General features: G+C 34.0%; 11 protein-coding genes. 6 read left to right on the forward strand and 5 right to left on the reverse strand.

What is annotated here, in order from left to right; all coding sequences use genetic code 11:
* Positions 1-157 precede the first annotated feature (157 nt).
* Positions 158-922, forward strand: a complete 765-nt coding sequence (locus tag RT99_RS23375; protein ID WP_042567121.1) for a DUF1349 domain-containing protein — start codon at positions 158-160, stop codon at positions 920-922.
* 52 nt (positions 923-974) lie between these two features.
* On the opposite strand, the gene RT99_RS23380 is transcribed toward RT99_RS23375, so the two are convergent.
* Positions 975-1742 (reverse strand): response regulator transcription factor, encoded by a 768-nt coding sequence (locus tag RT99_RS23380; RefSeq protein ID WP_042567122.1) that lies wholly within the window; start codon positions 1740-1742, stop codon positions 975-977.
* Positions 1743-1883: 141 nt separating this feature from the next.
* Between RT99_RS23380 and RT99_RS23385 the strand changes: the two genes are divergently transcribed.
* The 4 genes from RT99_RS23385 (at position 1884) to RT99_RS23400 (ending at position 5426) form a co-directional block, all read left to right on the forward strand.
* Complete coding sequence (locus RT99_RS23385; protein ID WP_042567123.1) at positions 1884-2534, forward strand: DUF1349 domain-containing protein; 651 nt, start codon at positions 1884-1886, stop codon at positions 2532-2534.
* A 306-nt stretch (positions 2535-2840) separates the two neighbouring features.
* Positions 2841-3746, forward strand: coding sequence for an AraC family transcriptional regulator (locus RT99_RS23390; RefSeq protein WP_042567124.1), 906 nt, complete (start codon positions 2841-2843; stop codon positions 3744-3746).
* 81 nt (positions 3747-3827) lie between these two features.
* Positions 3828-4829: an aldo/keto reductase gene (locus tag RT99_RS23395; RefSeq protein WP_042567125.1), complete on the forward strand. Its 1002-nt coding sequence runs from the start codon at positions 3828-3830 to the stop codon at positions 4827-4829.
* A gap of 261 nt (positions 4830-5090) precedes the next feature.
* Positions 5091-5426 carry a hypothetical protein gene (locus RT99_RS23400; protein ID WP_042567239.1) on the forward strand — a complete coding sequence of 112 codons (336 nt, stop codon included), beginning with the start codon at positions 5091-5093 and terminating at the stop codon, positions 5424-5426.
* A gap of 126 nt (positions 5427-5552) precedes the next feature.
* Here RT99_RS23400 and RT99_RS23405 read toward each other — a convergent pair whose 3' ends face one another.
* The 3 genes from RT99_RS23405 to RT99_RS23415 all read right to left on the reverse strand — a co-directional run bounded on the left by RT99_RS23405 (position 5553) and on the right by RT99_RS23415 (position 11499).
* Positions 5553-6851: a glycosyl hydrolase family 8 gene (locus tag RT99_RS23405; protein WP_042567126.1), complete on the reverse strand. Its 1299-nt coding sequence runs from the start codon at positions 6849-6851 to the stop codon at positions 5553-5555.
* Positions 6852-6984: 133 nt separating this feature from the next.
* The gene (locus RT99_RS23410) at positions 6985-8478 is read right to left on the reverse strand and encodes a RagB/SusD family nutrient uptake outer membrane protein (RefSeq protein WP_042567127.1); all 1494 of its coding nucleotides are present in this window, start codon (positions 8476-8478) and stop codon (positions 6985-6987) included.
* A gap of 12 nt (positions 8479-8490) precedes the next feature.
* A complete protein-coding gene (locus RT99_RS23415) occupies positions 8491-11499 on the reverse strand; it encodes a TonB-dependent receptor (protein WP_042567128.1) in 3009 nt (1002 codons plus the stop codon).
* 683 nt (positions 11500-12182) lie between these two features.
* Between RT99_RS23415 and RT99_RS23425 the strand changes: the two genes are divergently transcribed.
* On the forward strand, positions 12183-12689 hold the full coding sequence (locus tag RT99_RS23425) for a hypothetical protein (protein WP_042567130.1): 507 nt from the start codon (positions 12183-12185) through the stop codon (positions 12687-12689).
* Between the two features lie 136 nt (positions 12690-12825).
* Here RT99_RS23425 and RT99_RS23430 read toward each other — a convergent pair whose 3' ends face one another.
* Entirely contained in the window at positions 12826-13626 is an 801-nt protein-coding gene (locus RT99_RS23430) for an SDR family oxidoreductase (protein WP_042567131.1), read from the reverse strand.
* Between the last annotated feature and the right edge of the window lie 96 nt (positions 13627-13722).

A 13722-nucleotide genomic window follows, 5' to 3' on the forward strand; every position in this document is an offset into this window, starting at 1 on the left:
TGTCAGTGCTGTAAATATTATTTTTTAAATACTCATCGTAGTAATAAATGGTTAATTTTGACTATTGTTACAAGATTAAAGTTCCAATACATTTGTATTGCTAAATATTTTTTAGTGGATTAAAATCCTCCCCTTAATTATAAAAACAATATTTTTTATGAAAACAAAAATCACTAGTATCAGTTCGTTGTTACTTATTGCTCTTTTTGCCAATTGCGAAAACAAGAATAAATCGAATCAATCTACAGCCGAAACTACAAAAGAAACTAAAACCACAAACCAAGATTCGGCACGTGTCAATGGAACAACATGCGATATTACCATTTCGGGAATCCATTTTACGAAATCGGTTAATGGTGCAGATACACTTGCTACAGCAGATGCTAATGGAAAAGTAACATTTAAAGCGGGAGCCAAAAAGGATTATTTTTGTGATCCAAACGAAAAATTATCTAACAACACCGCTCCTATTTTGTTATCCAAAATTGACAATAAAAAACCTTTCACTTTAATTTCAAAAGTAACTCCTGAATTTACAAAAGAAGGTTTGTACAATGCAGGCGTATTATATATTTATGTGAATGATAATTTTTGGCAAAAATTATGTTTTGAACAAGACGAACGTGGAAAACACCGTGTAGTAAGTGTTAGAACCATAGGTACATCTGACGATAATAATCATGATATCGTAACTACTCCATCTATTTACATGAAAATCTCTTCAGATACACAAACAATTGCTAGTTACTACTCTTATGATAAAAAAGACTGGCACATGGTACGCTTATACAAAAACAACTATCCATCTGAAATTTGGGTAGGAATTAGTAACCAATGTCCAGTTGACAAAGGTTCATTAAGCTACTTTGAAGATTTAAGCTTAGTTCAAAATAGTGTTACTGATTTCAGAATGGGAAATTAATTTAAATACCTTTTGCACTGCGAAGTCTGCCGACTTCGCAGTTATCCAATAATTACAACAAATTTAAAGCTCCTGCTGTTCGAACTGCTTCAATAGAATTATTTACATTTAGTTTTTCCAGAATATTTTGTCTGTGCCTGTTTACAGTATTAATACTGATATTGAGTTTCGCAGCAATTTCTTTACTAATGATACCTTTACTAATTAAAACTAAAATTTCTTTTTCACGCAAAGTCAAAAGATCAACACAATTTTCATAGGTATCTACATAAAAGATTTCTCCTGTTTTAGTATTGATAATTTTTCCCTCTATACCATTTACACCAGCTGTTTTTTCTAATAAATAATTATATAGACACACAGCAAGCCACAATCCGCCTTCTGAACTGTTTTTCATATAAAAACTGCGATGCAAAATATACTGGTATTCCTTTTTAGTATTTAAGGTTCTAATTCTGCATTTTGTAGCATAATTTAATCTTTCCTCAGAAGATATTGTCTTTAAGAAATTAAAAAACTCCAGTTCCAAAAGATGCCTTTGAAAAAGATCATCAGGATGAATGCGGTTATAAATATCATCTTCCCAAATAGAATCAATTGTTGTAAATCCGGAAGTATGAATATCAAAAAAACGACCAAAATTACCCGCAAATATATAGCTCTTATTACTAGCTAAATCTGAGAGTACAGCTACTGAATTATCTAATTTCACGTAGGCCTCCATCATTGTTATAGCCTCATTTAATGCTTCTTTACGCTTTTCAGGGCTGTCTATTGATTCAAAAGAAAATTTGTCTTCCAGGTTCGAGATAGGATTCATAACTATAATTCGTTATTACTGTACTAAGTTATAAGAAAGGAGATTAGAGTGATTTTAAAAATGGTTATATTTAACTATTGCTGCAAAAAACTCAAATTACATTCTTTGTAAATTATTAATAAAATCCAAATTTAAGAAATCATGAAGAGAATTCACTTAGTTTTAATATGTATATGCATTATGGCTGTAAAAGGAAACGCTCAAAAACTAACTTCAATGAACTGGCTCAATGAACCAGCTGACTGGGAAATAAAAGACAATAAACTTACTATGCAGGTTACACCACAATCTGATTATTGGAACAAAAGCCACTACGGATTTACTGTATACGATGGACCTTTTCTCTATACGGAGAGAAGTGGCGAGTTTGAAGTTGTTGTAAAAATGAGCGGTGTTTATAAGACCAGATTCGATCAGGTTTGCCTTATGCTTCGAATTGATGAAAACAATTACGTAAAAACTGGTGTCGAATATGTAGACGGAGTTTATAATATTAGTACTGTTCATACTATCGATAAAAGTTCCTGGAGTGTTCTTGGCTTAAAAGAAAAACCTAAAAATGTATGGATGAAGGCCGTACGTCGACTAGATGCACTGGAGATTTTTTATTCTATTGATGGAGTTAATTATACGATGACTAATACCGTTTATTTTCCGGAATTTAAAACGGTACAAGTGGGCATGATGGCTGCAAGTCCTGATGGAAAAGGCTTTACGGCTATTTTTGAAGATTTTAAAATTACGCATCTTCCGGATCAAAGACGTTTAGAATGGTTAAAAAATAATCAATAGTTTTTTGTAGAATCAATTACAACATGCAACTGCTGAACCCGATAAGTTCAGCAGTTTTTTTTATACAAAATCAAATTATATGGTAACGTTCGATAAACCTACGTAAGTTACCAATGCGTTATTGGAACAGGCATACGTAAAACGTTTTTTTGATTTTTTTAATGGAAAACTGTTTGCCCCGCCTGAAGTAACCTGCCAGCAACAGAAGACGAAAATAAATAAACATCTTGATAAAAATCACAAGCAACTGCTTTGTTAATTGTAATTCCCTATTTAAGGTTTATTTTATTTTTATAAATTTACGCAATGAAACAAGCAGAAACCGTTAGCGAATTTTATAAACGACTGCCAAACCATGCACCTGTAAATGTGCCACTTAATAATGCCGGGATCGGCCATATTAATGTTTTTAGCAGGGAATCATGTGCCGAAGTAAGTCCTTACAGCCGACGGGATTTTTACAAGATTTCTCTAATCATCGGCAAGGGCAAGATTTATTATGCCGACAAATGGATACAGATTGACAAACCTGCCCTACTCTTTTCTAATCCTGTAGTGCCTTATTCGTGGGAAGCAGAATCTGAGGATCAGTCCGGTTGGTACTGCCTGTTTACCGAAGATTTTATACAGCATAGCGAACGCATGAATAGCTTACTAGATTCTCCTTTATTCAAAATTGGATGTAATCCGATATTTTTTCCCGATGATACTCAATTAAAGGAGCTTTCAGCCATATATATGAAGATGCAATCAGAAATGCTCTCTACTTATCCGCATAAGTACGATATTCTGCGCAGCTATCTGCATCTGATAATTCATGAGGCCATGAAAAATAATGCTGCCACAAATTTTCATACCTATACAAATGCCTCTTCCCGGGTATCTGCTTTGTTTCTTGAATTGCTCGAAAGACAGTTTCCAATTGACTCTCCTTCACTCAAACTAAAATTAAAAAATCCGGCAGATTATGCCAATTCTTTATCTATACACATCAATCATCTTAATCGTTCAGTAAAGGAAATTACAGGAAAAACTACATCAACTCATATTGCAGATCGTATTATTAAAGAAGCTAAAACCTTATTGCAGCACACAGATTGGAATATTGCCGATATTGGCTACAGCCTTGGTTTTGAATATCCTTCCTATTTTACACTCTTTTTTAAAAAGCACACCGGTTTGGCACCAACTCAGCTGAGAATAACTGTTTGAATATTATAATTAACTGTTTGATCGCTATAAGTCCCGACTGTGTTTTCAGGTTTACATTTGTAGAAACAAAATTAGATAAAAATGAAATACAGAAAACTCGGAACAACCGGTGAGGAACTATCAGCACTTGGTTTAGGCTGTATGGGCATGAGCTTTGCTTATGGTCCGGCAGACGATAAAGAAAGTCTGGCTACGCTGGAGAAAGCACTTGATTTGGGGGTTAACTTTTGGGATACAGCCGATATGTACGGCAACGGTGCCAATGAAGAACTCATCTCTAAAGTCCTTGTACCTAACCGCGATAAGATATTTATTGCAACAAAATTCGGATTTCGTTTTAAAGATGGAATTGCGGGGCCAAGCAGTGCTTCAGGAACCTACTTTGACGGCTCTCCTGCCTGGATGAAAGTTGCAGTTGAACAGAGTCTAAAGCGTTTGAAAATTGACACAATTGATCTTTATTATGCGCATCGGGTTGACCCAAATGTCCCGATTGAGGAAACTGTTGGGGCAATGGCAGATTTAGTAAAAGAAGGTAAAGTTCGCTATCTCGGACTTAGTGAAGTCTCTGCCAATTCTTTAAGAAAAGCACATGCTGTACATCCAATCTCTGCTGTTCAAAGTGAGTACTCACTTCTCACAAGAGATGTAGAAAACGGAATATTAAAAACTACTCGTGAGCTTGGTATCTCTCTTGTCCCTTATTCTCCTTTGGCGCGTGGTCTGGTTACCAATAAACTTAATGTGGATACACTTGCCATTGATGATTTCAGAAGAACGCTTCCGCGCTATCAAAGTGAAAATATTGACAACAACAATAAGCTTATAGAAAATTTCGCAGCATTTGCAGCCTCTAAAAGTTGTACACCCGCACAACTAGCTTTGGCTTGGGTGCTAGCGCAGGGTGAAGATATAATTCCTATTCCGGGAACCAAGAAAAGAAATTATCTGCAAGAGAATGTTGGTGCAATTGAAGTTAAATTGACAAGCGCTGATCTTACAGTTATTAATGAGTTAATTAATAGATACCCTATAATTGGAGAGAGATACAGTGAAGAAGCAATGAAGATGGTTAATCACTAAGTAGCTTTTTAATTTAAAATAACAGCAAAAATAAAGTCTGCTCGCGCCGTGGTGTGAGCAGACTTTATTTTTGTCAACAATTCTAAAATCATTTTTTATTTAGATGATGCTGAAGATAGCGTTGAAACAAAAGTGAGGTGGTAAAGATTAATTTTTACATACTCAGCTAATAATTATGCAACTATAATTTATTTTTCTATAAGAAGTTGGGATGCAACCTATGGTAAATTTGTAATATGTAAATTATAAAAAACAAACGTTATGGAAAAGCAAAACAACCCCGAATATGGTCAAACAGATCCCGATTTTATTGATCAAAATACTTTGGTTGATGGTAATAACATCCTAAACGAAGATCAATTACACCAAGTCGTGCAAAAAGAAGATATACCACAATTTGGAGAGAGTGACCCTGATTACATAGACCAAAATACTCTTGTTGATAATGATAATTATGCCAGAGATGAAGATCCATATCAATATCAGGACGAATTTAAAATCAAATCAGAAAAAACAGATCAGGAACACATCATAAATAAAAATGATGCCATTACCAATGATGAAAGGAAAAATGATTTAAACAAAGATAACGAGTAATTGTATTTATTATAGAAAGTACAAAAAAATACAAAACCTTCTTTTTATGAATATTTTCAAAAAAGAAGGTTTTGTGTTTTAAAATGTAGATTATAAGTATATTCTGCACATGGTTATTAATTTCACTTAACCCTTTGGTTCTATAATTTGATAGTTTCCGCTAAGATGCATTAAACTAAAGAGATACATTAATCCATCATAATAAGGATCAAAGTATCCGTCTTCATAAGGTTCAAGTTTGGCATTCCAAACAGCATGAACAAAATCCATACTTGCTTTATCTTTATTTACTAATGATGCTGTTGCTGCAGTTCCTATTAATCCAATCGAATGTCTAAGTTTTTTGACCGGACCAGCCTGAAGAATAAACTCAGGAACAGAACCATCCAGATTAAACTGATCTTTAAATGTATTTAATCCTTTTGATCTAAGGAAATTTTGAAATCGTTTGGCATAGTCTTCCTGCCATTCTTTATCTTTTCCGTACCAGGTATAATCCATTGCGATGTTCATAGGAACACGCCAGGAATCATAACGAAATCCCGGGGGCATCCAGGGTGTTGGGTGCGGTTCACCATTAAACTCGGTGTAATCTGAATTTAGCCCCGTCACAGGATGGCAGGCTTTATGTAAAAAATTACGCGAAACATCGGCGCATTCTTTATAAAACTTCTCATGACCGTCTTTGGCATACAATGCCCATATTTCGTAAAATGCAGGAACATGATAAGAAGGGTCTGTCCAATTGTAACCTCCTCCTTCCGGCACAAATGAAATCTGCTTATGCTCTGTATTTATAATATTATGCACATTGCCGGTTCCGTCTTTTTTCCACATGGCATCTAGGATTCTTCTTGCTTCTTTGTAGTAGTTTATTCCTGTATCATTACCCCATTTATTAGAAGCAAAAAGCAGGCTGGTTATATAATACAATTCCCCGTCTGAAGCAGAACCGGGAGAGTTTTGTTTTTTTGTCTCTGGATTTACACTCCACGCAAAGTACCCTTCTCTTGGTCCCTCCTGATGCTGCATGTATTTTACAGACCATCTCCAAATACGATCAAAAACATCTTTTTTATTGAGCTGAACGGCAACCATCATTCCGTATGACATTCCTTCGGTACGGGCATCTTTATTTTTAACATCAGAGACATATCCTAATGAATCACCTTCTTCAAAATAAACTTTATCCGGTCCTTCAAAAACATCGTAATAGGCTTTGGCTAATTTCTTATCTATTTCGATTTGGCTGTACCCTGCTTCTTTAAAAAGATTCCGGTATTGAGGTCTTTTGAGTTCTGATTTATCCGTTTTCTTCTTATTCTGTCCTATAATTAAACCGGGAGCAGTCAATATAAAGATCATTACCAAAGCTGAAATTTTAATTAAACTCAAGCTTTGATTTTTTTTATCTGTATTTTTCATTTTTTGACTTAATTAAATAATTTGAAAAATGCAATTCGTTTTTCTTCAGTTGCATTTCTGTAAACAAATAAACAGCGCAGTGAAATGCGCTGTTTATCCAACTTAACTTAAACTAACCAAAATTTAAATTATCTTAATAACCAGGATTATTATCTGTTGGTTTTATTTTAGGATTAGAAGATGTTTCCCTGTTTGGTATTGGCCATAATTCACTTTTACCAGTAGTAAAACCTGTTCCTTGTAATACAGTACTTGCGATACCCCATCTTATAAGATCATCAAAACGAGACTGTTCTCCGGCAAACTCTACCTGACGTTCGTGAACAATTGCAGCAAAAACCGCGTCTTTGGTTGGTGCAATAGTAGTTGTCAGGTTTGCTCTGTCTCGAACTTCTTTAATGTATGCTATAGCTGCTGTCTGCGAACCGCCATCTCTTTGGTTTTCGCATTCGGCTTTCATAAGCAATACATCTGCATAACGCATCACTTTAAAATTAATGCTTGATCTCGTTGCTTCATCTTCTCTTGTGTAATAGTTTTGATATTTTTTCCAGCCCGCTCTTCTAATACCTGCAGAGGTAGTAAAATTACTTGCTACCATTACCTTGGTTCCTTTTAAATAAGATGATCCTGGCACATAAAAAGTATCTCCAAAACGGTTATCACCTGCTTCATACGAATCTAAAATATCATCTGACGGATAAACATTGTACCAGCTAAGATTTCCATATTCCTGACCTCTAAGTGTTGACTCCTCAAAACCTGTTCCGCCGCTATCACCAACAGCTCCCCATTGATCACCAGTTCCGTTTTTCTCGTCAAACTCAATTTCAAAAATAGATTCTTTACCATGTTCTGTTTCTTCCATAAAGTTGTTGTAAAAATTACCTTTGTCTTCAAGGCTGTAACCTGTAACATTATTAAAAGCTGTTAAAGCTTCATTATATTTCTTTTGATATAACAATACCTTGCCCAAATGTGCATAAGCCGCTTCTCTATTAGCTCTCCCTGCCGATTCTGAAGCTTTTGGCAAAAGATTTTGCGTTGCAAATACAAGATCTTCTTCAATCAAAGCATATACTTCTGCTTTAGGGCTTCTGGCGTTCCCGATTATAGTGCCTGTTTTATAAATTGGTAAATCACCAAAACGTCTTACTAATAGAAAATAATAGTATGCTCTTAAAAAATGAGCTTCTGCTAAATATTTATTCTTTTTTTCCTGAGATAAAACATTATCTGGAAGAGCATTGATTTTCGGCTCGTTATCCAGCACAAAATTAGCTCTGGAGATTCCTGTATAACAAGATTCCCAGTAATATTGAATAATATCATTTCCTCCGTTAAAAGAAAAATCCTGAAAAGGTTTCTTGTTACCCTCTAACTGCGGGTTTCCTAAAGCATCATGCCCCATAAGATCCATGGCGAAAAAAAGATTTCTGCCATAGAGTCCTCTTGTCTGAAGATTTGCATACGAAGCATTTACGGCAGACTGAACCTGTGTTTCTGTTTTAAAGAAAGTTTCAGGCGATAAGGTATTAGGATTAGCTAATTCTAATTCGCTCGTGTCACATGAAGTTATGCTTAAAACTCCGGACAGCACTATAAGTATATATTTAATTTTTTTCATCGTCTCTAAATATTAAAATGTAACATCAATTCCAAAAATCACCGATTTCGGCTGTGGGTATCTTCCTAAATCAATACCTGCTGAATTTGCATTTGCATCAGCACGGGCAATTTCAGGATCTAAACCTGAGTAATCTGTAATTGTTATAAGGTTTTGTCCGCTTACATAAAATCTTGCTTTTGAAAAATAGCTTTTAAAAGAATCTCCTGATAATGTATATCCAATAGCGATGTTTTTTAATCTGGTGTAAGAACCATCTTCTATATAACGCTGGTTTGCTGAAGACCAGTTGATATCTGCTCCTTGTGCTCTTGGTAATGTAGCCGAAGGATTTGTAACAACGCCATTTACAACATTTGCCCTGTCCAAAACATCTGTGCTGGAGTTAAACAAGCGGTTCATTCCTTTTAGATCAAAAGTGTTTGCATTATAAATATCGTTACCTGCAACCCCGGTTATAAAACAATTGAAATCAAAGTTTTTATAGGCTGCGCTCAGGTTTAAACCATAAGTGAAATCTGGGTATGGATTTCCGATATTTGTTTTATCATCTGCATTTATGATTTTATTACCGTCTCTGTCAATTATTTTAATATCACCCGGTTTAATCGTAGTCTGCCCAGGTCCAAAAACAGCATCAACTTCTGCTTGATTTTGATAAATTCCATTGGTTTGATATCCGTAAAAATAAAATAATGGCTGTCCGACTTCTAATCTGGAGAAATTTTCTAAACCTGCTCTTGCAGAAGGACCTCCTAATACGCTTGTAACTCCTGGCGCCAGGCTCACTACCTCATTTTTGCTTGTTCCCAAATTAGCCAAAGCCGACCATGTAAAATCACCTTTTCTGTCATTAAAACCAATTGACAATTCATAACCGCTTACTTTTACGTCTGCAATATTTTGAATTTGAGTTCCGCCGCCCGCAGATCCAACAGAAGCCGCAAGAGGCACTGCAAAAAGAATATCACTACTCTTATTATTGAAATATTCAAATGAACCCGTTATTTTTTCATCAAAAAAACCAAAATCTAAACCGATATTCCTATCTAGTTTTGACTCCCATTTTAAGTTTGGATTTGCCGCAACTCCCAAAGAAACACCTGGTGCATTCCCGCCTCCAATTGGATAATTATAATTTGCCAATAAAGTAGCACTATATTGATAATTCTCTATCCTGTCGTTTCCTGTTGTTCCTGTACTGGCTCTAAGTTTTAATGTACTAAAAACAGAATTTTGCATAAAACTTTCTTTAGCTATATTCCATCCTACGGCAACAGAATAGAAATTACCCCAGCGATTATTGGCCCCAAAACGTGAAGATGCATCTCTACGTCCTGAAACAGCCAGGATATATTTTTCATCATAGTCATAATTAATACGGGCAATATAACCGATGTTTTTTTCCTCGTAATTGGCAGATCCTAAACTTCCCTCATTATATCGCAGCTGATCAATTTCGTCTGAAATATAATAGCGGCTTCCGGCTGCTACACTTTGTGATTTTCCATCAATTTTAGTAATAACTCCCAACACTTCAAGATTGTGTTTGTTTGCAATAGTTGTTTTATAAGTTAAACTATTATCAAAAACGATAGTCTGGCCTTGAGAATTTGTTTCGTTTGTTGTAGAAAATGCCTGTTTGTGATAAGAACCATCCTGAAAGCTCGGAACGAAAGTGTGATCTTTACCTGTATAATAATCTAACGAAACTTGTGATCTGAATTTCAATCCTTTGTAAATTTCTAATTCAGCAAAAATATTTCCAATAATGGATAAGTTATTTATTTTCTGATATCCTAAATTAGCCACACGAACAGGATTTTCTGCATCATTACCATCTATGGCGCTAGGTCCTTGATAGCCGCCTAAACTATTTTCATTGTAAATTGGAAAATAAGGCGCCATTTTAATTGCATGCTCTAATAATGTTCTTCCCCCTGCAGAACGCTCAGGATTAATAGTACTAAAAGAAACGCCAATGTTACTTCCTATTCTTAGCTTACCAATATCCTGCGTATTATTTGCTCTAAAAGAATAACGTTCGAAACCTGTATTAATAATAGCTCCTTCCTGTTTTAAATATTCAGCAGAATAACGGCTTGTAGAATTCTCAGTACCATTTGAAAAACTCAAATTGTAATCCTGCATAATTCCCGTTTGAAAAATCTGGTCCTGCCAGTTTGTATTTATATTTCCAAATTCGGCCGCTCTTGCTGTTAAATCACTTCCTAAATCTTTAGCGTATTGAAGATATTGCTGGGTATTTAAAACATTATACCTCTTTGTCACTTCCTGTCCGCCAACGTAAGTACTAAAAGTTAGCTGTCCCGGACCTTTTTTTCCTTTTTTAGTAGTAACCACAATAACACCGTTAAAGGCTTTAGAACCATATAAAGCTGTGGTAGAAGCATCCTTTAAAACAGATATACTCTCAATGTCATTCGGGCTTAATCCAGAAAGGTTACCCGTTAAAACCCCGTCAATTACATATAAAGGAGCACTGTTTCCCATAGTAGCAAGACCACGAATACTAACGGTGGGATTGGAACCAGGTGCACCATTTACAACTGTAACCCCTGCAGCACGTCCTTGTAATGCAGATTCAGCGTTAGTAATAGGTACCGCAGCAATATCTTTTGAACTTACAGTCGAAATTGCTCCTGTAATCTTGGTTCTTTTTTGAGTACCATAAGCTATAACTACTTCATTTAAATTTTGTGTCGATTGAACAAGAGTAACATTAATTGAACTTCTTTCACCCACTGTGATTGTCTGTGAGATTAAGCCAACATAGGAATAAGTTATTTTATCGGTTGGATTAACTCCTTTTAAAGAGTATTTACCATCAAAATCTGTTGATGCGCTATTCTGCGTTCCTTCTACATTAATACTGGCACCCGGTAAAGGAAATCCCGAAGGGTCAGTAATCACGCCATTAATGGTCTTTGATTGTGCCATTATACTATGACTGCCCACGATCAGCAGTCCGATTAGTGCAATTTTGAGTTTTAAATTCATATTAATAGTTTTTTTTATTTGGTTTAAATAGTTAATGGTTTTTGTATTCTAATTGATTAGTTCATAGTGGTATTATTTATTCAGTTATTATTTTGATTAAAAAAAAGATTGACTCAATGTGAATGAATATAATGTAATCCTATTACTAACAAATATAAAAAAACAATTAATAAAACAATCGGTTGCTTTGTAATTTATTTAAACAATAAGCAAAAAATAGTCAAAATAAAAACATTAAAAATATTTATTAACCAATAAAAATACAAATAATTCAATCTTGAAATAAATTTGAAATAAAAAATAATAATTTAATAGCGAACTGACTGATTTTATACCAAAAATATAAATATTGAAAAAAAGAGTAAATTCTATTAAAAAAGATCTTAAATATAAGTAAAAAGCTATTAAAACAAGTTAAAAAGATAATATTTGCAATTTATCCTATATGGAAATAAGTCAAAAAAGCAAAATATTGATAAAAAAACAATCGGTTTCTTAAAAAAGAATATTGCAATTAATATCAAAAAAAGTCTAATTCGATTAGTTAATAATCTGCGCGGACCAAAATTTAAACATAAATATTTATTTAAACTTTTAGCGATGTTTTTAAACCTTATTCTGGCTTTGATAATTATTTACATATCTCAAATTTGAGAGATAACTAACTAATTATCTATCAAAATATGAATGAAGACATTTTTAAAACAAAAACTGATTTAAATTCTTCAGAATACAAAAAATTATTTGGAGATCCTTTTTGGAATGAACAAGGAAAAATATACATAGGTTTAGCAATTCTAATTATTTTATTCTCAGTTTATTATTATTGGCAAAACAGGTATGTAGAACTTCGCCCTCTACTTGTAAATGAGGTTTTACATAGACCAATAATTTTTTCAGAAACATTTAATAATCAATTATTCAAAATCGCAAAACCAAACGAAATTCCGCCAAATTTTTATAAAAACATAAAGTGGGTTTTGGAAAGAGAACATCAAGAATATATTGTAAAAAACGGAGTGATTTATATTAGATATAAATACATGAATGATTATGAAATGATATGGAACCATACCACTAAAACTAACAACCTCGAATGGTTTAAATCGCAAAGAAGGATGGATAGTATCAATGGAGATTACGAAAGCAAAGAAAAACTAGATAGAATTATTAAGGGATTTCGTGATTAATACGATTATATATTACATAATGCTTACCATTAGTAATAAATTGCAATCCAGTCGAGGTCACTGGGACAAAAGATAAAAATCTTCTTTTGCCCCGTTTTTTTGCCGTAATCTATCATTTACAAATATGAATTTTATTTTAGGATTTATTTAATTGTTTAAGAACATTTTTTTCCAAAATTCCATAAGCAAAATGTTGAAGGTTTATCAGAACAGAAGTGCCTTTACCCACAATATTTCTAAATTTAGGTTTAGCCGTCTGTACAACTTTAAGCACTTTTTCTGCAACCATTGCAGGATCTTCGGCTTGTTCTACCAAAGTGTTTGTGAATTTTTCAATCTTACCTCTCAGTATATTGTAATCTTCAATTTTATTTAAAGTTGACGATGAGTTATCTAAAATACTTGTTTTAAAAGCAGCAGGTTCAATCATAGCAACACTAATGTTAAACTCATTCAATTCATAACGTAATGCTTTGAAATATCCTTCCAATGCATGTTTGGAAGCTGCATAATATGCCGCATTGGGAAACGAAACAAGCCCTACAATTGAACCCACCGTTATTATTTTGCCGAATTTTTGTTTTCTAAAATAAGGCAATACGGCATTCGTTACCTTGATGGTTCCCCAAAAGTTAGTTTCCAATTGCTGTCTTCCCAGCTCAATAGGAGTTTCTTCTGCAATACCGGAAACTAAAAAGCCAGCATTATTGATAAGAATATCTAACTGTTCTATTTCCTTGAAAATTCTTTCTGAAAAAGTATTTATGGATTGTTCTGAATCAAGGTCTAAGGCTATCATTTTAAAAGGCAACTCTGATGCGTACTTTTCGGGGTTGCGGCTGGTACCAATTACATTATATCCGCTTTTGTGAAGCTTGTTTGCTATTAACAGGCCAAACCCTGATGAAGCCCCTGTTACTAAAATCGTTTTATTCATGATTACTTGATTTAAAATTTAATTTGTAAATTTGCTTGCAAATTGCAAGTGCAAATATATAAACAACTTTCAAAATGCAAGTTGTTTTTTAAAATA

The sequence above is a fragment of the Flavobacterium sp. MEB061 genome, from assembly GCF_000834715.1.
Taxonomy (GTDB): domain Bacteria; phylum Bacteroidota; class Bacteroidia; order Flavobacteriales; family Flavobacteriaceae; genus Flavobacterium; species Flavobacterium pectinovorum.